Consider the following 20165-nt stretch of genomic DNA (forward strand, 5'->3'; position numbering starts at 1 on the left):
AAAATTTAACTATTAAAAGATATGAGTTACAACTTGTTGAAAGGAAAAAGAGGTGTTATCTTCGGTGCTTTGAACGATCAGTCTATTGCCTGGAAAGTGGCAGAGCGTGCCGTAGAAGAAGGTGCAACCATTACATTATCAAATACTCCGATGGCTATCCGTATGGGAGAAGTCGATGCTTTGGCCGAAAAATTAAATTGCCAGGTTGTTCCGGCAGACGCCACTAGCGTAGAAGATTTGGAGAATGTATTCAAGACCTCCATGGATATACTGGGTGGACAAATTGATTTTGTACTCCACTCTATCGGTATGTCTCCCAACGTGCGCAAGAAACGTACTTACGATGACCTTGACTATGGGATGTTGGATAAGACATTGGATATTTCAGCTGTTTCATTCCACAAAATGATTCAGTCGGCCAAGAAACTGAATGCTATTGCTGATTATGGTTCTATCGTTGCTTTGAGCTACGTAGCCGCACAGCGTACTTTCTATGGCTATAATGATATGGCAGATGCAAAGGCTTTGTTGGAGTCTATTGCTCGCAGCTTCGGTTACATTTACGGACGCGAACATAGCGTACGTGTGAACACGATTTCACAGTCGCCTACATTTACTACTGCCGGTTCGGGCGTGAAGGGTATGGACAAATTGTTCGACTTCTCCAACCGTATGTCTCCGCTCGGAAATGCAACGGCTGACGAATGTGCCGATTATTGCATCGTGATGTTCTCCGATCTTACCCGTAAGGTGACTATGCAGAACTTATTCCATGACGGTGGATTCTCCAGCGTAGGTATGAGTCTTCGTGCCATGGCTACTTACGAAAAAGGACTCGATGAGTACATGGACGAAAATGGTAACATCATTTACGGATAAAAGATTATGAAACTACGGATCTCTCTTCTTATTATATTAATGAGTATGCTTTTCACCTCCTGCGGGATAAGCACAGGAAAGGGTATGGAGCAGAAGGAAGAAGAGATTTCTGTTCTGAGATATGATAAGCTGTTGAGTGAATATGTTCGCTCCAACAGCTTTTCTGCCATGCAGAAGTTGACGATGGACTACCGTATGCCGACGAAGATCCTGATTGAGGATGTATTGTCTATCGGCACGGTGAAAGATGATACCATCTCGCAACGTCTGCAAAAATTCTATTCGGATACGACTTTGGTTCGTTTGCTTAGCGATGTAGAAGCAAAATATCCTAATTTGGATGAAGTGGAAAAAGGACTTAGCAAAGGATTTCGGAAACTGAAAAAGGAAGTGCCTGATACGAAAGTGCCGTTTATCTATTCGCAAGTATCCGCTTTCAACGAATCTATTATTTTGGTGGATTCTTTATTGGGAATCAGTCTTGATAAATATATGGGGGAAGATTATCCTCTTTATAAGCGTTTCTATTACGATTATCAGTGTCGCTCGATGCGTCCGGAACGGATTGTGCCGGATTGTTTTGTTTTTTATCTTTTGAGCCGCTACGGTATGAACTATCATGAAGGTACTTGTCTGATTGACTTGATGATGCATACGGGGAAGATCAATTACGTAGTGCAGAACTTATTGGGATATAGTGATATAGGTGAAGCAATGGGGTATTCCAAGGAGGAAAGCGACTGGTGCAAGGATAATGAAAAGGAGATATGGAATTATATCTGTACCAACGATCATCTGCATGCTCGTGACCCGATGGTGATTCGCTATTATATGAAGCCTGCTCCTGCTGTTGATATGTTGGGTGCTCAAGCTCCGGCATTGATAGGTACGTGGGTGGGAGCAAGAATCATTGCTTCTTACATGAAAAAGCATAAGGATATGAAGCTGAAAGATCTTCTGGAATTTACTGATTACCACGAAATGTTAAGTGAATCCAACTACCTGGCTTCCTGAATCGTTTCTCTTTCTTATTTCTCAATTTTTAATTTTCAATTCTCAATTTAATAAGTGGAAACTGCCCTTTATTTGTTGCCCGTGACTTTAGGCGATACATCGATTGAAAAGGTATTGCCTTCCTATAATAAGGAAATTATTTCCGGTATCCGGTATTTTATAGTCGAAGATGTTCGTTCTGCCCGTCGTTTCCTGAAAAAGGTGGACCGGGAGATTGATATTGATGCGTTGACATTTTATCCGTTGAACAAACATACTTCACCTGAAGATATTTCCGGTTATCTGCAACCTTTGGTAGGCGGAGCTTCAATGGGAGTTATCTCCGAAGCCGGTTGTCCGGCGGTAGCTGATCCGGGAGCGGATGTGGTTGCCATCGCACAACGTAAAAAACTGAAGGTCGTTCCTTTGGTCGGACCCTCTTCGATTATTCTTTCCGTGATGGCTTCGGGCTTTAACGGGCAGAGCTTTGCGTTTCATGGTTATCTGCCGATTGAACCGGGGGAACGTGCCAAGAAACTGAAAACATTGGAGCAGCGTGTGTATGCTGAAAATCAGACACAACTTTTCATTGAGACGCCTTACCGGAATCATAAGATGATAGAAGATATTTTATTAAACTGCCGTCCTCAAACAAAGCTTTGTATTGCTGCCGATATTACGTGTGAAGGAGAGTATATACAGACGCGTACAGTGAAGGACTGGAAGGGACATGTGCCTGAACTGTCTAAGATTCCCTGTATTTTTCTCTTATATAAATAACGCCTTTCAGGTGTTCATATTCATCTTCGAAACAGCTACTGAAGAAGCCTTTTCCCAAGTTTTCCTCTATCTGTTTGAAACTCCATAGCTTACTGTTTTTAAAGCGAGGGGTACAAAGGATGGAATCATCCTTGATATCAACGATGAATAAGTAGATAAGACGGTTGGTTACTTCATTTTCAAAGTGATAAACGATGTTGAATTCTGGTTTGATATCTTTCTCATGCGGGAAAGCATTGTTTATCAAACGAGTGGCACCTGCCTCCAAAGATTCTCCGTAACGGAGATAACATTCCATGGGAATATCCACTTTTCCTTTGTCCAAAATTGCTGTTGACGATCTGTCGCAAAGGAATAGCATTCCGTGAGTGGATATGGCAATTCTTATCACCGGATTGATGTATGCGTTCTTATAATTAACAGCCTCTATCGCAGGGGTCTTCCCGATTACGTCTCCTTTTGTATTCACAATAGGAACATATTCTGTGTGAGACATTAAGTGATTGAAGAAACGGATAGCGATCTGGTTGAACAGGATGCTCATGAGAAAGACCGTAGGAGGTAATACTTTATAGAGTACAAACAGACTTGTCTTACTAAGTGGGTCCTGCAAAATGACAGTGATGCTGATTATAATGAAATGCAGTATTCCAAAAATCAGGGCAATGCGGGCAGATACAACGGCGGCTTCTGCTCCCTGAGCATATAAACGTTTGTTGCAAGAACCTATCTGTTTTAAGAAGTGGTTGATAAACCTTTTCTTATGCATATAAAGACTTAGCATCGGAATGAGAATACTGACTTCCAGAGTCAGTGGTAGCGCACCGGGGGGAACATAATCACCGGGAATGAGAGCTGCTACGGATAATAGTGCCAACACTCCGGTCGCTATATAGAGGATAAAATTAGGAATTAACAATCCTTTACGTCGATAAGAAAGGTATATTCCTATAATACCTATACCTGTACCGATGTAAATAGCCGTGTCTTGCGTTATAAGTTCACACAACAAAATGGAAATAATAACGGGGATAAAACCCAGCGACATGTTAAATGCGGAAGAAAGTATTCCTTTATGGTCCATCTCTATATTTATGTTTATTTGTCGGTTCTATCTATAAAACAAATAGTGTATGTGTTTTGTTTTCTAACGAATATGTTTCTCTGCATGGTAGGAGGAACGAACAAGGGGAGCACTCTCTACGATGTTGAACCCTTTCTCTAAACCAACTGTTTTATATTTCGCGAATTGCACCGGAGTGATGTATGCCGCAACAGGATAATGCCGGTGACTCGGTTGCAGGTATTGACCTATGGTAAGGATCTGGCAACCGGTTGCTAACAGATCGTCCATCAATGTTTCGACTTCCTCCGGAGTTTCACCCAGTCCGACCATAATGCCGCTTTTAGATTTGACTCCCTTTTCGGAAATGTGCCTGATAACCTGTAAGCTTGTATCATAATTTGCTGCACTGCGCACTAGTGGACTAATGCGGCGCACAGTTTCCATATTGTGTGATATGATGTCGGGGCGGGCGTCAATTACTAAATCTACCAACTCCATTCTGCCTTGAAAATCCGGAATCAGTACTTCAATGGTTGTCTGTGGATTCAACCGTTTTATTTCCCGGATGGTACGTGCCCAATGTGCTGCTCCCAAATCAGGTAAATCATCCCGGTCTACAGAGGTGATGACGGCATGATCCAGTTTCATCAGTGCGATGGACTCTGCTACGTGCGTCGGTTCGTTTACATCTAACGGATGGGGACGTCCTGTCTGTGTGTTACAAAATTTACAGCTACGTGTGCAGATATCACCGCCAATCATGAAGGTGGCAGTTCCTTTTCCCCAGCATTCCCCCATATTAGGGCAACGCCCACTGCTGCATATAGTGTGCAAGCAGTGGGAGTCGACAATTCGCTTTGTTTCGGTGTATCGTTCGTTGGCACCGATATTAATTTTCAGCCATTCGGGCTTACGTACTCTATCCGTCATTATAAGTTGTTCAAGAAGAAGTTGGTTAACCGTGTGTACAAGTGTTGGCGGGTATTGCCACCATATATTCCATGATTACGATTCGTGTACACTTGCATATCAAATTGTTTTCCAAGCTGGACTAACTGTTCGGCATATTCTGCGCAGTTCTGGAAGTGAACATTGTCATCTGCCATACCATGTACCAGCAATAAATTTCCATGAAGTTTATCGGCACGGGTGAAGGCTGATGATTCCTTATATCCTTCCGCATTTTCTTTGGGAGTGCGCATGAAACGTTCGGTATAAATCGTATCATAGAAACGCCAGTCGGTCGGTGCGGCTACTGCTACTCCGGCTTTGAATACGGGAGTTCCTTCGCTCATGCTCATAAGAGTCATGTATCCGCCATAACTCCAACCCCAGATACCGATGCGGTTTTTGTCCACATACGCTTGTTTGCCTAGGTAAAGCGCTGTTTCCACCTGGTCTTTGGCTTCTTTGACTCCGATTTTCAAATAGGTACATTTCTCAAAAGCTTCTCCACGGCCTCCAGTGCCACGACCATCTACACATACCACGATATAACCGAGGCTTGCCATGTATGTCTCCCAGCTGATTCCCCAAGTATCCAATACCTGTTGGGAACCCGGGCCACTATATTGATACATCAGTACCGGATATTTTTTGGATGCGGAGAAATTAACCGGTTTCATCATCCAGCCGTTCAACTTCACGCCATCTGTAGTCTGGAAAGTAAAGAACTCTTTTTGTGGTACTGCATATCCGGACAATGTTTGTTTCAACGCATCATTTGTAATAAGCGTTTTGAGCGTTTTGCCCGAATTATCGTTCAAGGTAACTAACAAAGGAGTATCCAGGCTGGAGAACTTGTTCATATAATACTTCATCGATTTGCTGAAAAGCGGTGTATTGGTTCCTGCCTGTTGAGACAATTTGGTCTTTTTGCCTTTCTTGTCTGTTTTATAGACAGCCTTGCGCAGAGGACTCTCTTCGTTGCTGGTATAATAGAAAGAGCCGTCTTCTTCATCATATCCCAGGAAATCTTTCACTTCGAACTTACCATTAGTAACCTTTTTAATCAGGTTACCTCCCATGCTATACCAATAGAGATGACTGTAACCGTCACGTTCGCTAAGCAGGCTGAAATATTCCGGATAGAACTGAATGTTATCGAAAATATTCTCCTTTATGTAATAAGGAGATTCATCACGGAGTATTAGTTTGCAAAGTGTTGAACGAGGATCGGCAAAGTAGAGATCGAAACGGTCTTGATGACGGTTCAATGTCATGATAGCCAATTTGTTGGCATCCTTTGTGAAACGGATACGCGGAATGTATCCATCTGCATCCAGCGGGAGTTTCATCGTACGGGTGACATGTGACTTGATGTCATACGTGCGTACTTCTACTTTCGAATTCGGGTATCCGGCTTTCGGATACTTGTAGGTATATTCACCCGGATAATCTTTTAAAGCATCAATGTGGGGTGCTTGCCCGGCAAATACCGGAAAAGAATAGGAGGGAACTTCTGACTCATCGAAGCGGATGAAAGCGATCAGTGTATTGTCAGCGCTGAATTCCAAAGCACGGTCGAAACCGAACTCTTCTTCATACACCCAGTCGGGGATGCCGTTGATTACAGAGTTCTGTTTGCCATCCTCCGTGATTTGGCTTTCACTGTTGCCATAAAGCAGCTTAACAAGAAATATGTTATTGTTGCGGACAAAAGCAATCATTGTACCGTCTGGAGAAAAGACGGGGACCTGTTGAGGTCCACCGTCAGACAGCCGTTCAATAATGTTGTTTGTCGTAACGCCCTTATCATTTCGTTTCAAAGGGTAAATGTAATGTACAGCTGTGTATGAATGCCTATATATAGGTGTCGTTTTAGTAGCAATCAGCAATTTCTGACCGTCGGGCGAGAACTGGTAACTGTCGAAGTTCTTGAAGTCACATTCGCGTGTAGTGCTTACATCGAAAATCACTTCTACTTTCTCGCCTGTTTTGAAAGAGTATTTAATGATTTGCGTGCCGTCAGCGTTCATCTGCGTGTAGTGTTCGCCATCAGGCATGGGGATTACTCCCTGGATATTTTCCGGGCGGAAACGTCCGGAGGTGATATCTTTTAAATCGAGTGCCTTTTGTCCTTGTGCCATTCCGGTCAGACAGAGAAGGCAGAGTAATAAAGTGATGCTGATCTTTTTCATCTGCTTTTATAATCGGTTTTGGTTTTAATTCGTACTTGCAAAAGTAACAATAAACTTAGATTCAACAAAGCCTGACCGATTTTTATATAGATTTGATAAGGATTATTGGGTGAGATTCAATATCTTTGTGAAAAGGACTTTAAACATTACCACTATGAATTCAAAAAGAAAAGATTTGCAATATGCTTCTGTCTTCTTATTGGCCGTAGCATTGACATTCCTGTTAGGGAAGGGGGATAATCTGTGGTTGGTATCGTGGGGTGACTTGATACCGAGTTTGTTTGTGCTGTTCATAGCAGGTGATTGTTTGCATAGTTCCTTGCTCCGTATCAAACGCGGCGAAGAGGATGGAGGAGCCCGATGGAGTACTTGTTTCACTTTTCTGGTATTCAGTATTGTTTTTATGGGCGACTTATTCTATATCGGCAACTTTATTGTGAATAAACTGTGGGGCTAAAGGATTAGTCGAAATTCTGTTTCACAGGTATTTAATAGTAAGATTTTCTTCTTAACTATAGCTTTTAGTTTACTTTAACTAGATAAATTAGTTTATGAACTAAAACTTTTCGTTATTTGCAGCAAACAAAGTTGCAGATATGAAAGGATTAACAGCAAAAGAAGAAGAAATCATGGGCTTTTTCTGGGAAAAAGGCCCCTTGTTTGTGAAAGAAATGTTGGCTTTCTATGAAGAGCCCAAGCCTCATTTTAATACATTATCTACGATTGTGCGTGGGCTGGAAGAAAAAGGTTTTTTAGCTCACTATACTTTTGGGAATACTTATCAATACTATCCCGTAGTCAGTGAAGAGGATTTTCGTAAAGGAACGTTGCGGAATGTGATTAGCAAGTATTTTAATAATTCTTATCTGAATGCTGTTTCTTCTTTGGTTAAAGAGGAAGATATTTCGTTGGATGAATTGAAACACCTCATTCACGAAGTGGAACAGGCTGATAAGAAACACTAATCTTTTTAACGAAAATCTATGCTATGGGAGTTTTCTTCATCTATATATTAAAATCGTCAGTTTGTCTTGTTTTGTTTTACCTGTTTTTCAGGTTATTACTTAGCAAGGAAACTTTTCATCGTTTCAATCGAATGGCTTTATTGGGAGTGTTGTTCTTTTCATTACTCATTCCTTGTATCGAAGTAACTACCCGGCATCAGGTTGAGGTGCAACAGGCTATGCTTTCCATCGAGCAGTTGCTACTGATGGCAGAGTTGGAAGCTACCCCTGTTGATGCTGATGTAGTGCAGGAGACGTCGGCTATATCTTGGGTACAGGTGGTTCTGCTGGTTTATTTGGCGGGTATTCTGTTTCTTGCCTGTCGCAATATCTATTCTTTGATTTGTCTCTTTCGGTTGATACATTCCGGTAAACATGAGAAGTTGGAAAAGGGGGGTACACTTGTGGTGCACAATCAGGAGATAGCTCCGTTCAGTTGGATGAAGTATATTGTCATCAGCCGGAAAGACCTGAAGGAAAACGGGAGGGAAATCCTTATTCATGAAATGGCTCATATTCACCATCGTCATTCAGTTGACTTATTGGTGGCGGATATTTGCATCTTTTTCCAATGGTTCAACCCTGGTGCGTGGTTGTTGAAACAGGAGTTGCAGAATATTCATGAGTACGAAGCGGATGAGACTGTAATCAATGAGGGTGTAAACGCGAAGGAATATCAACTATTATTAATAAAAAAAGCTGTTGGCACAAGGCTCTACTCTATGGCCAACAGCTTTAATCACAGTAAACTTAAAAAACGTATCACTATGATGTTAAAAGAAAAATCGAATCCGTGGGCACGGTTGAAGTATTTGTATGTACTTCCGTTGGCAGCTATTGCAGTAACTGCTTTTGCCCGTCCTGAAATCTCTGAAAAAATGGAAGAGATTTCTGCTGTCAAAGTTAATGATTTGGCGGAAATTGTGCAAGAAAAGGTGCTGCAAGATACAGTGAAAGTATCAAAAGATGAGAAGAAAGATGCCGTAGTGGTGTCTGGAGTGAAGTCTAAAGCGGAAGAAGAAATTATCGTCTTTGAAGTTGTGGAGCAGATGCCGGAATATCCTGGTGGTATGAATGCATTGCAAAAGTATCTGATGGATAAAATAACCAATTCTCCTATGAAAGGTAAAGCAGGTGGCAGAGTGATGGTTGGTTTTACGGTAGCTGAAACAGGGAAGATAAAGGATGTACATGTACTTCAGTCGGATGAGGAGGCATTGAATCGGGAAGCAGAAAGAATTGTCAGTGAAATGCCGGATTGGATTCCCGGAAAGCAACGTGGCAGACCTGTGCCGGTGAAATATACTATCCCTGTAAGATTCGGAAGTTTCAGATTTGCAGAGAATAAACCGCCTTTGATTTTGTCTGATGGCAAGGAGATTAGCATGGAAGCTATGGAAAAGTTAGACCCGTCAACAATCGAAAGTCTATCTGTGTTGAAAGACTCTGCTTCAATAAAAGTGTACGGTAAACGTGGAGCAAACGGGGTGATACTTGTGAATACTCAAAGAGGCAGTAAGGATAAAAAACACAATATAGAAATCAGTTTTTCTAAGAAAGCAACTAATGCGGATGCTATACCCGATTTCCCTGTCAGTGGAACTGTTGTTGACGAAGAGGGACGTCCAAAAGCTGGGGTAAGTATTATTGTACCTAATACAAATCATGGTACGATAACGGATATAAATGGACATTTTAGTCTAAAAGCAATAAAAGACGGCAATCTGTGGTTCTCGTTTATCGGATATAAGCCTGTAAAAGCTCCTGTAACTTCTACGATGAATATACGGATGGAGCAGGAGGTCGTTAAACTGTTCCCTGAACTTTCAGGCAGTGCGCTAAATGTAAGTTCCGGAACTAAGGGTGTTAATGGTGTATCTATATATGGGATAAAAGGTGAACAGCCTTTGGTCATAATTGACGGGAAAGAAGCTATGGATAAAGATGCCTTATCCAAGCTCGTACCGGACCATATAAAGAGTATTTCTGTGCTGAAAGATAAATCAGCACAGGCCGTTTATGGCGATAAAGGAAAGAATGGGGTAATTATTGTAGAAATGTTGACGGATGAGGAATATCAGACTCGTCAGAACAAGAAATAGAAGAAATCATGCATTGATTTGTTGACGGAGGTACGCTAGTATCTCCGTTTCTTGTTCCGGATGGAACCATTGTATTTCTTCATCTCTTTTGAACCAAGTCATCTGTTTACGCGAATAAATACGGGAGTTTTGCTTGATTTTATCTATGGCAAAGGGGAGTTCCCATTCTCCATCCAGATACTTGAACAGTTCTTTATAACCTACTGTGTTGAGCGAATTGAGGTGGCGATAGGGAAGTACCGAGCGTACTTCTTCCAGTAATCCTTCCTCCATCATCTGATCTACCCGACGGTTAATACGGTCATACAACTCTTCCCGGTCGCGAGTCAGACCGATTTTTAGAATACGGAAAGGACGTTGCTTTTTTTGTTGGGTGCGAAAAGAAGTATAAGTGCGTCCGGTCATATAGCAAATTTCCAATGCATGAATTACACGTTTGGGATTCTTCAGATCCACTATCCGATAATATTCCGGATCTAGCAGGCGAAGTTCTGCACAGAGTTGTTCAAGTCCTTCCTCCTCATATTTCTGTAGCATGAGTTGACGGGTTTCCGCATCAACGGTAGGAATATCGTCGATACCTTTACAGATAGCGTCTACATACATCATTGAGCCACCTGTGAGAATCACAACTTCATGTTGTGTAAATAATTTTTCCAGAATTTCCAACGCTTCTATTTCATACTGGGCGGCACTGTAATAGTCTGTAAGGTGGAGCGTACCGACCAATTGATGAGGGACACGTTTAAGTTGATCGGGAGTAGGAGCTGCCGTGCCTATTTTTAATTCGGCATAAAGCTGTCTCGAGTCGGCAGATACAATACTTGTCTGAAAAGTTTCTGCTAAGCGCAGGCTCAATTCCGTTTTCCCTACACCTGTAGGACCTATTAGAACAATGAGAGTAGGCATTGGGCTTTAAGTATTAAGTATTATGTATCAAGTATTAAGTATTAAGTATTAAGATGTGTGGGGAACTAAAAAATATTAGGTATTAACTGCTTGGCGCTGCATAGCAATTAATACCTAATACTTGATACTTAATACTTAAAATTTTTCTTCTTCGTATGGAGTACTTGCGTCGCCACCTATGTCGAATCCTTCCTGATCGAAGTCTTCCATGTCGAAATCTTGGTCACCATAGAAGTTTTCATCCAGATCAAGAGAACCGCTGGCAGCAGCCATTTCTTCAAAATCTACCGTTTGTTTAGGGGCATCTCCTGATTTCTTGGTACATTTGGCGCCATTCATATCTTTTCCGGTGATAATTTCGGATAGTTCGATGAAGAAACAACGTTCTGTTATGTAATCGAATACATATAGCAGTTTCTGTTTTTCATCTTCCACCAGTTCACTGATAACGGTGTCTTTCATTACCCAGCTATCCATTTCCGGATTGTCGTCCATTTCTTCCAAGGTTACTTCTTTTCCTTTTTCCCAATCGTCATCGCAGATAAAGAAAGAAGTCATCTGGTCGTTTGTGTACCCTACTGATTTCAGTATTGCTTCATGGAAGTCATAAAAAGTAGCTTCCGGATCAATTTGTATTTCTCTGACAAAATCGTCAACTTCATCAGATATGATAGTAAATCTGTATATCATAATATGACTATTTTGAACTGTTTATTTAATGATACCACGTTCTGAATTACGGATGAAATCAATAATATAGTCAATTTCCGGACTTTTTTCAAATTCATCTTCTATTTTCTTCAATGCTTCTGTCGTGTTCAAACCACTTTGATAAATGATACGATATGCATTGTGAATACTTTCGATCACTTCATTGGCAAAACCACGACGGCGCAGACCGATGATATTGATTCCACTGAAAGCAATCGGTTCACGTCCTGCGATGATGTAAGGAGGAATATCTTTACTGAAGCGGCAGCCGCCCTGAATCATTACATGACTCCCTACATGACAGAATTGGTGCATCAATACATTAGCACTGACAATCGCATTATCATCAATGATGATTTCACCTGCCATCTTGGTAGAGTTACCGATGATACATCCGTTACCAACCAATGCGTCGTGTGCTACGTGTACACCCTCCATCAGTAGATTGTTATTTCCTACAATCGTGCGCCCTTTAGCTGCTGTACCACGGTTGATTGTTACATTTTCACGAATCAGATTATTATCCCCGATTTCGGCTGTCGATTCTTCACCGCGAAACTTAAGGTCCTGCGGAACGGCTCCGATAACAGCACCCGGAAAAATAGTGTTTCCGTTACCAATACGTGAACCATATAAAATATTGGCGTTAGCCATAATTTTATTGTTGTCGCCGATAACTACGTTCTTATCTATAAATACAAAAGGCGCAATTTCTACATTTTCCCCGATTTTAGCTTCGGGATGAATATACGCTAAAGGACTTATCATGCTTTTAATATATCAATTATTACTTATTTTTCACTATTTGTGCCATGAACTCTGCTTCGCAAACAACTTTCTCGCCAACAAATGCATATCCTTTCATAGTAGAAATGCCGCGGCGGATAGGTGCCAGCATTTCTACACGGAAGATAATAGTATCTCCCGGCACTACTTTCTGGCGAAATTTCACTCCATCTATTTTCATGAAATAGGTAGAATAACGTTCGGGTTCGTCTACTGAATTCAAGACAAGTAAACCACCGACTTGTGCCATTGCTTCTACTTGAAGTACTCCCGGCATCACAGGTTCTTGTGGGAAATGTCCCTGAAAGAAAGGTTCGTTAGCCGTGATATTTTTGATACCTACAATGTAGTTAGCACCAATCTCAATCACTTTGTCAACCAGTTGGAAAGGATAGCGGTGCGGCAATAATTCGCGGATACGGTTTACATCCATTACCGGCTCACGACTACAGTCGTAACTTGGCGCCTGTATCTCGTGCAAACGGATTTCTTTCCGCATCTGGCGTGCAAACTTATTATTGATAGTATGTCCGGGACGGGTAGCAATGATACGACCTTTAATCGGTTTACCAATTAAAGCAAGGTCACCGATCACATCCAACAACTTGTGGCGGGCACATTCATTGGGCCAAACCAACGGCTTGTGGTTGATATAGCCTAATTGTTCAGCGTCCATGTGAGGTACTCCCATCACATCTGCCAACTTGTCGAAACTTTCCTGTGACATCTTACGCTCGTAGATTACGATTGCATTGTCCAGGTCACCCCCTTTAATCAATCCGGCGGAAAGCAGCGGTTCTATTTCGCGAACAAAGACGAAAGTACGGCTCGCAGCCACTTCGTCTTTGAAATTATGCATATCTTCGAGTGTAGCAAACTGATTCGGAATAATGGTTGAATCGTAAGAAACCAGTACATTCAGACTGAAATTCTCGTCAGGAAGTACAATGATAGAAGAGCCTGTCGTTTCATCCCGGAACTCAATTTTAGACTTGATAATATAAAAGTCTTTGACGGCATTTTGTTCTACGGTTCCTACACGTTCTATTTCTTGTACATAATATTGTGCACTACCATCTAAAATAGGAAATTCCGGTCCGTTAACCTGGATGAGGCAGTTATCAATGCCCAGTGCGTAGAGGGCTGCCATACCATGTTCAACGGTGCTTACTTTGACTCCATTCTTCGACAATACAGTACCACGAGTGGTTTCTGTCACATTGTCGGCTACTGCATCGATAGTTGGTTGTCCTTCTACGTCAATGCGCTGGATCTTATATCCGTGATTGTCCGGAGCAGGATTAAATGTTACAGTGAGATCAAGTCCAGTGTGAAGACCTTTCCCGCTCAGTGAAAAGCTATCTTTCAGCGTTTTTTGTTTCAGCATTGGTTACTTATTTAATAGTTGTTTTAATTCTTCTATTTCTTTGCGCAGATTACGCAATTCTTTCTGCATATCCGGCAAGCTTCTTTGTGCGACGGATGCTTTAAAGTATTGCTTCAGTTCCATGGGAGGAGTTCCGATAAGTTGACTACCGGATTTGATGTCTCCGGGTACACCTGACTGTGCGCCTAAACCAACTTTGTCTCCTATCTTGGAATGTCCTGCAATACCTACCTGGCCTCCGATCATACACCATTCACCAATTTTGGTAGAACCGGCAATTCCGGCTTGTGCAGCCATTACGGTATGCGAACCTATTTCATCATTATGTGCTATTTGTATCAGATTGTCTAATTTGACACCACTATGCACTACCGTAGCTCCCATTGTAGCACGGTCTACACAAGTATTAGCACCTATATCTACTTTATCTTCCAGAATGACAATTCCGATTTGCGGAATCTTATCGTATCCGTTCGGAGTGGGAGCAAAGCCAAATCCGTCAGCTCCGATCACTGCACCCGAGTGCAGGATACATTCGTTACCTATGCGGCAATCATGATAAACATTTACATTGGAGTAAAGCAAGCAACTGTTGCCTATCTTCACGCCGTCTCCAACAAAAGTGTGTGGATAAATTTGGGTATTATCTCCGATCACGGTATTTTCACCGATATAGGCAAATGCACCGATGTATACGTTCTCACCAATTTTGGCGCTGGGTGCAACGAAAGCTAATGAATCTATACCTTGTTTCTTAGGTTTGCTCATTTCATAAAGATTGAGCAATTTAGCCAGACTTTCATATGCATTGTCTACCTTAATCAGAGTAGCTTTTATTTCGTGCTCGGGAGTGAAGTCCTTGTTAACCAGGACAATGCTTGATTGTGTCTCGTAGATGTAAGGTGTATATTTGGGATTTGACAGGAAAGAAATTGCTCCGGGCATTCCCTCTTCAATTTTAGCGAATGTGTGTACCGTAGCGTTTTCGTCTCCAATGATTTCCCCTTGGATAAATGCTGCAATTTGCTTAGCCGAGAACTCCATGTCTTTAATTTAAAATTTAATTAGTTCACAAATAACGGATTTTTTTTTCAGATTTCCGTGTTATTGCATGAATATTTTATACTTATCTGTGTAATCTCTGATAGCAGAGATAGTATTTCTTTACCTTTTTGGACAATAATGAGATGTTCAGCATGTCCGATGCTTCGGCAATATTTTTGATAGTGCCGTCTTTGTAGATAATGTCAATACTGTCATCTGCCGGGTCATACATATTCTTTTCGATGCTGGGGGTAGAGACAAAATAGTTCGCTTCGGAAAGGGTTATACCTAATTGTTGGCTGATGTGCAAAGTTAATTCTTTTTTTCTGTCCTCACTAATCGGTTCCGATGAAATTTCTACTTTAAAGATATTTCGGTTTATCATTCCCATGCTTAAAGTAGAAAGTACCTTGTCTGCATGAGTACTCCAGACTTTCAAGGCTGTCCATATATCATTGTCGTCCAGTTGAATAAAATTCTCCAGACAGTCGGGATTGTTATAGAACTCCGTAGGATTGATATCATTGTAAAGGAAAAAACGCAATGCGGGTGATGCGAACAGTTCCACTCCTTGTGATGCCAGTTCTTTAGCACGTAATAGGGTACTGATAAGCATTTTTTCGTATGCGACGGACGTCTTATGCAGATATACTTGCCAGTACATCAGGCGACGTGCCGTAAGGAAATTCTCGATAGAGTAGATTCCTTTGGATTCGACAACCAGGCGGTCGTCCGCTACATCAAGCATTTTTATAATCCGTGCGGAACCGATATTTCCTTCTGTCACACCTGTGTAAAAGCTGTCGCGGCGAAGATAATCCAATCTGTCCATATCCAGCTGACCGCTTACAAGTTGATGGAGAAAGCGTTTTGGATATTCGTCTTTGAAGATTTGAATGGCAAGACTAAGCTGACCACTCATCTCTTTGTTCATCCGTTCCATCAGCATGAGGGAAATCTCTTCGTGGGAGACCCCTTTTACTATAGTATCTTCCAGTACATGTGAGAAAGGCCCATGTCCTATATCATGTAACAGGATGGCGGCCTGTACAGCTTCCGCTTCACTGTCAAAGATGAAATTACCTTTAGAAGCCAGTTGGCTGATAGCTTCACTCATCAAGTAAAAAGCACCTAAAGAGTGTTGGAAGCGGGTATGTTGTGCACCGGGGTATACAACAGATGATAATCCTACCTGCTTGATGCGGGTAAGACGCTGCAAAAGGGGATGCCGTACTATATCGTACAGTAACCCCTTTGGAATATTGATGAACCCGAATACGGGGTCGTTAATTATCTTTCTTTCGTAAGGCATTCGTTTTCTTTAGAGATCCTTTTTCTCTTTTCAGAGAATTGCTTTGAGTTGTTCAGCCATTTGCGCCTGTACTTCTTGTGCGGCGGTGCGGGCAGCTTCTGCAAACTTCTCTGTTTTATCTACGTAGATGATACCACGTGAGGAATTAACAATGATTCCGCATGTACTGTTCATTCCGTATTTACAAACTTCTTCGAGCGAGCCGCCTTGTGCTCCTACACCTGGTACGAGAAGGAAATGGTTCGGAACAATTTTACGAATATCTTCGAAAGCGCGTCCTTGAGTGGCACCTACCACATACATCATGCGGTCGTCACTAGCCCATTCTTGTGATTTACGTAATACTTTCTCGAACAGACGTTCGCCGTTTACATCTTCTGTTAGTTGGAAGTCATGCGAACCTTTGTTGGAAGTCAATGCCAACAGGATCACCCATTTACCTTCATAGGTAAGGAACGGAGTAACACTGTCTTCGCCCATATAAGGAGCTACCGTTACAGAGTCGATATTAAGCTCTTCAAAGAAGGTGCGGGCGTACATGGCAGAAGTATTTCCGATGTCACCACGCTTTGCGTCAGCGATGATGAATTGATCCGGATAGTTATCTTTGATGTATTTTACTGTCTTTTCAAATGCGATCCATCCTTTTACGCCCATGCTTTCATAGAAAGCCAGATTGGGTTTATAGGCGATGCACAAATCTGCTGTCGCGTCGATGATGGCTTTGTTGAATGCAAAGATCGGATCTTCTTCTTTCAACAGATGCTCCGGGATTTTCTTGATGTCAGTATCAAGTCCTACACAGAGGAATGATTTTTTGCGCTTTATGTTTTCAAATAATTGTTGCTTATCCATCTTGTTATTTACTATTATACAATTTACTATTGACTATTTCTAAGAAATCATTCTCAACGATCAACTCTTCATTTTTCTAAAGCTCGCTTTCTTTCAAGCGTTCCGCGTTTTCTGCTACGATCAGGTGGTCGATGCAGTCTTGAATATCCCCGTCCATGAATGCAGCAAGATTATAAATCGTGTAATTGATGCGATGGTCGGTGATTCGTCCCTGCGGATAGTTGTAGGTGCGGATTTTAGCAGAACGGTCTCCGGTCGATACCATTGTTTTACGTTTGGAGGCAATGTCATCGATGTATTTCTGATGTTCCTTGTCATAGATAAACGTACGGAGACGGGCCAAAGCACGTTCCTTATTTTTCGGTTGGTCACGTGTTTCGGTACATTCAATGAGTATTTCTTCGGCAATACCTGTATTCGGGTTCTTCCAGATATAACGCAGACGTACTCCGGATTCTACCTTATTTACATTCTGTCCACCGGCACCACCACTTCGGAAAGTATCCCATTTGATTTCTCCTTCGTTGATGACTACATCGAATTCTTCAGCTTCGGGAAGTACCGCCACTGATGCGGCAGAAGTATGAACACGTCCTTGTGTTTCGGTAGCAGGAACACGCTGTACGCGGTGTACTCCCGATTCATATTTTAAGATTCCGTATACATTATCGCCCGTGACGCTACAAACAACTTCTTTGAATCCTCCTGCTGTCCCTTCGTTTGCATTGGAGACTTCCATCTTCCAACCTTTGGTTTCACAGAATTTGGCATACATACGAAAGAGGTCACCGGCAAAGATCGCTGCTTCATCACCTCCTGCACCACCACGGATTTCAAGAATTGCGTTCTTGCTGTCTTGCGGATCGGCAGGGACAAGCATCAGTTTGATTTCTTCTTCCAATACCGGAAGGCGCTCTTGACTATTGTCCATTTCTTCTTTTGCCATCTCGCGCATTTCGGTGTCCGATTCATTAGCAAGGATATTTTTAGCTTCTTCAATATTACCCAGTAATTGGATATATTCTTTCCTTGCTTTCATCAAGTCGTCTAATTCCTTATATTCTTTAGTCAACTTGACGTAACGTTTCTGATCGGCAATCACTGCCGGGTCTGTGATAAGGGTAGATATTTCTTCAAAACGGGCTACGAGTCCGTCTAATTTTTCTAATATGGTACTGTTATCTGCCATTCTTTAGTATCTAAATTCTCCGAATTCGCTCTTAATGATTAATTCTGTTTGCTCACATGCTTCAACACGTCCTACAATCTGTGCCGGGATACCGAATGACTCGGAAATAGCAATTACTTCTTCTGCATGTTCCGGTGACAAGTAGACTTCGAGGCGATGTCCCATATTGAATACCTTGTACATTTCTGCCCAGTCCGTACCGCTTTGTTCTTGAATAGTTTTGAATAAAGGAGGAACGGGGAAAAGATTATCTTTTACTACACGAACATTTTCAACAAAGTGTAAAACTTTGGTTTGTGCACCACCGGAACAGTGTACCATTCCATGGATTTCCGGGCGCAGTGCATCGAGTAATTTCTTCACTACCGGTGCGTATGTACGAGTAGGGGAGAGCACCAACTTACCTGCATCAATCGGAGAATCTTCTACACTGTCTGTCAGTTTTAACTTGCCGGAGTAAACTAATTCTTCGGGAACGGCAGCATCGTAGCTTTCCGGATATTTTTCAGCAAGATATTTTCCGAATACATCGTGACGGGCACTTGTCAAACCATTGCTGCCCATACCGCCATTGTATTCTTTTTCGTAAGTAGCTTGTCCGTAAGAAGCCAGACCGACGATCACGTCACCCGGACGAATATTGGCATTGTCGATAACGTCTGAACGTTTCATGCGACAAGTTACGGTAGAGTCAACGATGATTGTACGAACCAAGTCGCCGACATCAGCTGTTTCACCACCGGTTGCGTATACACCTACCCCCATTTCACGGAGTTCGGCCAGCAATTCATCTGTTCCATTGATGATGGCGGAAATTACTTCTCCGGGAATCAACAGTTTATTACGTCCAATGGTAGAAGAGACAAGAATATTGTCTACGGCACCTACACAAAGCAGGTCGTCGATATTCATAATCAATGCATCCTGTGCGATACCTTTCCAAACGGACAAATCACCCGTTTCTTTCCAGTACATATAAGCAAGAGATGATTTGGTTCCGGCACCATCGGCGTGCATAATGTTGCAATATTCCGGGTCACCTCCCAATATATCGGGAATAATTTTACAGAATGCTTTCGGAAAGATTCCTTTGTCGATGTTCTTGATGGCGTTGTGCACATCTTCTTTTGATGCGCTTACTCCACGCATCATGTATCGTTGATTACTCATGAGTTATAGAATTATATTGTATACGGCTGCAAAAGTACTGCTTTTTTTTGGTACAGCCAACTAGGTACTGGCAAATGTTAATCATTAACTATTTTACTTTAGAATATTCTCTTGAAAAGGAGAATAATAATAGAAAATTAAGAGTTAAAATCATAGTAATGAGAACTGTGATTTTAACTCTTAATATGTAAGGGCTTTATCTGATCTTTTTTAGAATTCTACTTTCGGAGCCTTCTCGCTTCCTTCTTCTGCTTCAAAATATGCTTTCTTATCAAAGCCGAACATTCCTGCAAAGATATTCTTAGGGAAACGGCGGATATTGGTGTTATAAGCCTGTGCAGCATCATTGAAATTTTTGCGTGCTACATTGATACGGTTTTCAGTTCCTTCCAGTTGAGCCTGTAATTCCAGGAAGTTTTGATTAGCTTTTAAGTCGGGATAATTCTCGGTAATAGCTAATAACTTGCCCAGTGCTGATGTTACAGCACCTTGCGCCTTTTGATATTGCGCCAGCTTTTCCGGTGTCAGATCGGCGGCGTCCACTTTAATTTGAGTTGCCTGGCTACGTGCGGCAACAACTCCCTCTAATGTTTCCTTTTCATGTGTTGCATATCCTTTCACGGTATTTACCAAATTAGGAATCAAGTCGGCACGGCGTTGGTATTGAGTTTCTACATTTGCCCATTGACCACTTACATTCTCGTCCATAGTTACCAGACCGTTATATACACTTACTGCCCATATGACAAGGATAGCCACAACGGCTAAGATGATAATAATTGACTTCTTCATGTTTCTTGTTTTTATTGAATTTGATAATCTGTTTTTTCTTATTTTC

General features: G+C 41.9%; 19 protein-coding genes. 6 read left to right on the plus strand and 13 right to left on the minus strand.

Going from position 1 to position 20165, the window contains the following annotated elements:
* Nucleotides 1–21 precede the first annotated feature (21 nt).
* The 3 genes from AB3G73_RS22675 to AB3G73_RS22685 are packed head-to-tail and all read left to right on the plus strand — an operon-like array spanning nucleotide 22 to nucleotide 2652.
* Nucleotides 22–879, plus strand: a complete 858-nt coding sequence (locus AB3G73_RS22675; protein ID WP_004304518.1) for an enoyl-ACP reductase — start codon at nucleotides 22–24, stop codon at nucleotides 877–879.
* A gap of 6 nt (nucleotides 880–885) precedes the next feature.
* Nucleotides 886–1893 (plus strand): gliding motility lipoprotein GldB, encoded by a 1008-nt coding sequence (locus AB3G73_RS22680; RefSeq protein WP_148364301.1) that lies wholly within the window; start codon nucleotides 886–888, stop codon nucleotides 1891–1893.
* A 54-nt stretch (nucleotides 1894–1947) separates the two neighbouring features.
* Complete coding sequence (locus AB3G73_RS22685; RefSeq protein ID WP_148364302.1) at nucleotides 1948–2652, plus strand: SAM-dependent methyltransferase; 705 nt, start codon at nucleotides 1948–1950, stop codon at nucleotides 2650–2652.
* On the opposite strand, the gene AB3G73_RS22690 is transcribed toward AB3G73_RS22685, so the two are convergent.
* The 3 genes from AB3G73_RS22690 to AB3G73_RS22700 form a co-directional block, all read right to left on the minus strand.
* Nucleotides 2618–3736 (minus strand): hypothetical protein, encoded by a 1119-nt coding sequence (locus AB3G73_RS22690; protein WP_148364303.1) that lies wholly within the window; start codon nucleotides 3734–3736, stop codon nucleotides 2618–2620. The genes AB3G73_RS22685 and AB3G73_RS22690 overlap by 35 nt on opposite strands.
* A 63-nt stretch (nucleotides 3737–3799) precedes the next feature.
* Entirely contained in the window at nucleotides 3800–4648 is an 849-nt protein-coding gene (gene lipA, locus AB3G73_RS22695) for a lipoyl synthase (protein WP_259022294.1), read from the minus strand.
* The gene (locus AB3G73_RS22700) at nucleotides 4648–6858 is read right to left on the minus strand and encodes a S9 family peptidase (RefSeq protein ID WP_195648484.1); all 2211 of its coding nucleotides are present in this window, start codon (nucleotides 6856–6858) and stop codon (nucleotides 4648–4650) included. Before AB3G73_RS22700 ends, lipA begins: the two co-directional genes overlap by 1 nt.
* 154 nt (nucleotides 6859–7012) lie before the next feature.
* Between AB3G73_RS22700 and AB3G73_RS22705 the strand changes: the two genes are divergently transcribed.
* From AB3G73_RS22705 to AB3G73_RS22715, 3 genes are all read left to right on the plus strand, one after another.
* The gene (locus tag AB3G73_RS22705; RefSeq protein ID WP_004304524.1) at nucleotides 7013–7315 is read left to right on the plus strand and encodes a hypothetical protein; all 303 of its coding nucleotides are present in this window, start codon (nucleotides 7013–7015) and stop codon (nucleotides 7313–7315) included.
* Between the two features lie 139 nt (nucleotides 7316–7454).
* Nucleotides 7455–7823, plus strand: coding sequence for a BlaI/MecI/CopY family transcriptional regulator (locus AB3G73_RS22710; protein ID WP_367745656.1), 369 nt, complete (start codon nucleotides 7455–7457; stop codon nucleotides 7821–7823).
* Between the two features lie 23 nt (nucleotides 7824–7846).
* The gene (locus AB3G73_RS22715; RefSeq protein WP_367745657.1) at nucleotides 7847–9964 is read left to right on the plus strand and encodes a TonB family protein; all 2118 of its coding nucleotides are present in this window, start codon (nucleotides 7847–7849) and stop codon (nucleotides 9962–9964) included.
* A gap of 6 nt (nucleotides 9965–9970) precedes the next feature.
* Here the strand turns inward: AB3G73_RS22715 and miaA are convergent, their stop codons facing one another.
* The 10 genes from miaA to AB3G73_RS22765 form a co-directional block, all read right to left on the minus strand.
* Nucleotides 9971–10873, minus strand: a complete 903-nt coding sequence (miaA, locus tag AB3G73_RS22720; protein ID WP_004304526.1) for a tRNA (adenosine(37)-N6)-dimethylallyltransferase MiaA — start codon at nucleotides 10871–10873, stop codon at nucleotides 9971–9973.
* 135 nt (nucleotides 10874–11008) lie between these two features.
* Complete coding sequence (locus AB3G73_RS22725) at nucleotides 11009–11563, minus strand: plasmid pRiA4b ORF-3 family protein (protein ID WP_148364307.1); 555 nt, start codon at nucleotides 11561–11563, stop codon at nucleotides 11009–11011.
* A 21-nt stretch (nucleotides 11564–11584) separates the two neighbouring features.
* The gene (lpxA, locus tag AB3G73_RS22730; protein WP_148364308.1) at nucleotides 11585–12352 is read right to left on the minus strand and encodes an acyl-ACP--UDP-N-acetylglucosamine O-acyltransferase; all 768 of its coding nucleotides are present in this window, start codon (nucleotides 12350–12352) and stop codon (nucleotides 11585–11587) included.
* 19 nt (nucleotides 12353–12371) lie between these two features.
* A complete protein-coding gene (locus AB3G73_RS22735) occupies nucleotides 12372–13757 on the minus strand; it encodes a bifunctional UDP-3-O-[3-hydroxymyristoyl] N-acetylglucosamine deacetylase/3-hydroxyacyl-ACP dehydratase (RefSeq protein ID WP_148364309.1) in 1386 nt (461 codons plus the stop codon).
* A 3-nt stretch (nucleotides 13758–13760) separates the two neighbouring features.
* Nucleotides 13761–14801 carry a UDP-3-O-(3-hydroxymyristoyl)glucosamine N-acyltransferase gene (gene lpxD / locus AB3G73_RS22740; RefSeq protein WP_074706692.1) on the minus strand — a complete coding sequence of 347 codons (1041 nt, stop codon included), beginning with the start codon at nucleotides 14799–14801 and terminating at the stop codon, nucleotides 13761–13763.
* A gap of 82 nt (nucleotides 14802–14883) precedes the next feature.
* Nucleotides 14884–16113: an HD domain-containing protein gene (locus AB3G73_RS22745; RefSeq protein WP_148364311.1), complete on the minus strand. Its 1230-nt coding sequence runs from the start codon at nucleotides 16111–16113 to the stop codon at nucleotides 14884–14886.
* Nucleotides 16114–16143: 30 nt separating this feature from the next.
* Nucleotides 16144–16968: an orotidine-5'-phosphate decarboxylase gene (pyrF, locus tag AB3G73_RS22750; RefSeq protein ID WP_074560076.1), complete on the minus strand. Its 825-nt coding sequence runs from the start codon at nucleotides 16966–16968 to the stop codon at nucleotides 16144–16146.
* Between the two features lie 76 nt (nucleotides 16969–17044).
* Nucleotides 17045–18157: a peptide chain release factor 1 gene (gene prfA, locus AB3G73_RS22755; RefSeq protein ID WP_074560074.1), complete on the minus strand. Its 1113-nt coding sequence runs from the start codon at nucleotides 18155–18157 to the stop codon at nucleotides 17045–17047.
* 3 nt (nucleotides 18158–18160) lie between these two features.
* A complete protein-coding gene (locus tag AB3G73_RS22760; RefSeq protein WP_004320904.1) occupies nucleotides 18161–19327 on the minus strand; it encodes an AIR synthase-related protein in 1167 nt (388 codons plus the stop codon).
* A 210-nt stretch (nucleotides 19328–19537) separates the two neighbouring features.
* Complete coding sequence (locus tag AB3G73_RS22765; RefSeq protein ID WP_004304537.1) at nucleotides 19538–20119, minus strand: LemA family protein; 582 nt, start codon at nucleotides 20117–20119, stop codon at nucleotides 19538–19540.
* Nucleotides 20120–20165: the final 46 nt, after the last annotated feature.

Origin of the sequence: Bacteroides sp. L008 (assembly GCF_040812255.1) — a bacterium.
GTDB classification, from domain to species: domain Bacteria; phylum Bacteroidota; class Bacteroidia; order Bacteroidales; family Bacteroidaceae; genus Bacteroides; species Bacteroides vicugnae.

Coding starts and splice junctions, on each gene's coding strand:
- AB3G73_RS22765 (WP_004304537.1), bottom strand. CDS start 20,119: ATGAAGAAGTCAATTATTATCATCTTAGCCGTTGTGGCTATCCTTGTC.
- AB3G73_RS22710 (WP_367745656.1), top strand. CDS start 7,455: ATGAAAGGATTAACAGCAAAAGAAGAAGAAATCATGGGCTTTTTCTGG.
- pyrF (WP_074560076.1), bottom strand. CDS start 16,968: ATGGATAAGCAACAATTATTTGAAAACATAAAGCGCAAAAAATCATTC.
- AB3G73_RS22680 (WP_148364301.1), top strand. CDS start 886: ATGAAACTACGGATCTCTCTTCTTATTATATTAATGAGTATGCTTTTC.
- AB3G73_RS22690 (WP_148364303.1), bottom strand. CDS start 3,736: ATGGACCATAAAGGAATACTTTCTTCCGCATTTAACATGTCGCTGGGT.
- AB3G73_RS22715 (WP_367745657.1), top strand. CDS start 7,847: ATGGGAGTTTTCTTCATCTATATATTAAAATCGTCAGTTTGTCTTGTT.
- AB3G73_RS22725 (WP_148364307.1), bottom strand. CDS start 11,563: ATGATATACAGATTTACTATCATATCTGATGAAGTTGACGATTTTGTC.
- prfA (WP_074560074.1), bottom strand. CDS start 18,157: ATGGCAGATAACAGTACCATATTAGAAAAATTAGACGGACTCGTAGCC.
- miaA (WP_004304526.1), bottom strand. CDS start 10,873: ATGCCTACTCTCATTGTTCTAATAGGTCCTACAGGTGTAGGGAAAACG.
- lpxA (WP_148364308.1), bottom strand. CDS start 12,352: ATGATAAGTCCTTTAGCGTATATTCATCCCGAAGCTAAAATCGGGGAA.
- AB3G73_RS22700 (WP_195648484.1), bottom strand. CDS start 6,858: ATGAAAAAGATCAGCATCACTTTATTACTCTGCCTTCTCTGTCTGACC.
- AB3G73_RS22675 (WP_004304518.1), top strand. CDS start 22: ATGAGTTACAACTTGTTGAAAGGAAAAAGAGGTGTTATCTTCGGTGCT.
- AB3G73_RS22705 (WP_004304524.1), top strand. CDS start 7,013: ATGAATTCAAAAAGAAAAGATTTGCAATATGCTTCTGTCTTCTTATTG.
- AB3G73_RS22735 (WP_148364309.1), bottom strand. CDS start 13,757: ATGCTGAAACAAAAAACGCTGAAAGATAGCTTTTCACTGAGCGGGAAA.
- AB3G73_RS22760 (WP_004320904.1), bottom strand. CDS start 19,327: ATGAGTAATCAACGATACATGATGCGTGGAGTAAGCGCATCAAAAGAA.
- lpxD (WP_074706692.1), bottom strand. CDS start 14,801: ATGGAGTTCTCGGCTAAGCAAATTGCAGCATTTATCCAAGGGGAAATC.
- AB3G73_RS22745 (WP_148364311.1), bottom strand. CDS start 16,113: ATGCCTTACGAAAGAAAGATAATTAACGACCCCGTATTCGGGTTCATC.
- lipA (WP_259022294.1), bottom strand. CDS start 4,648: ATGACGGATAGAGTACGTAAGCCCGAATGGCTGAAAATTAATATCGGT.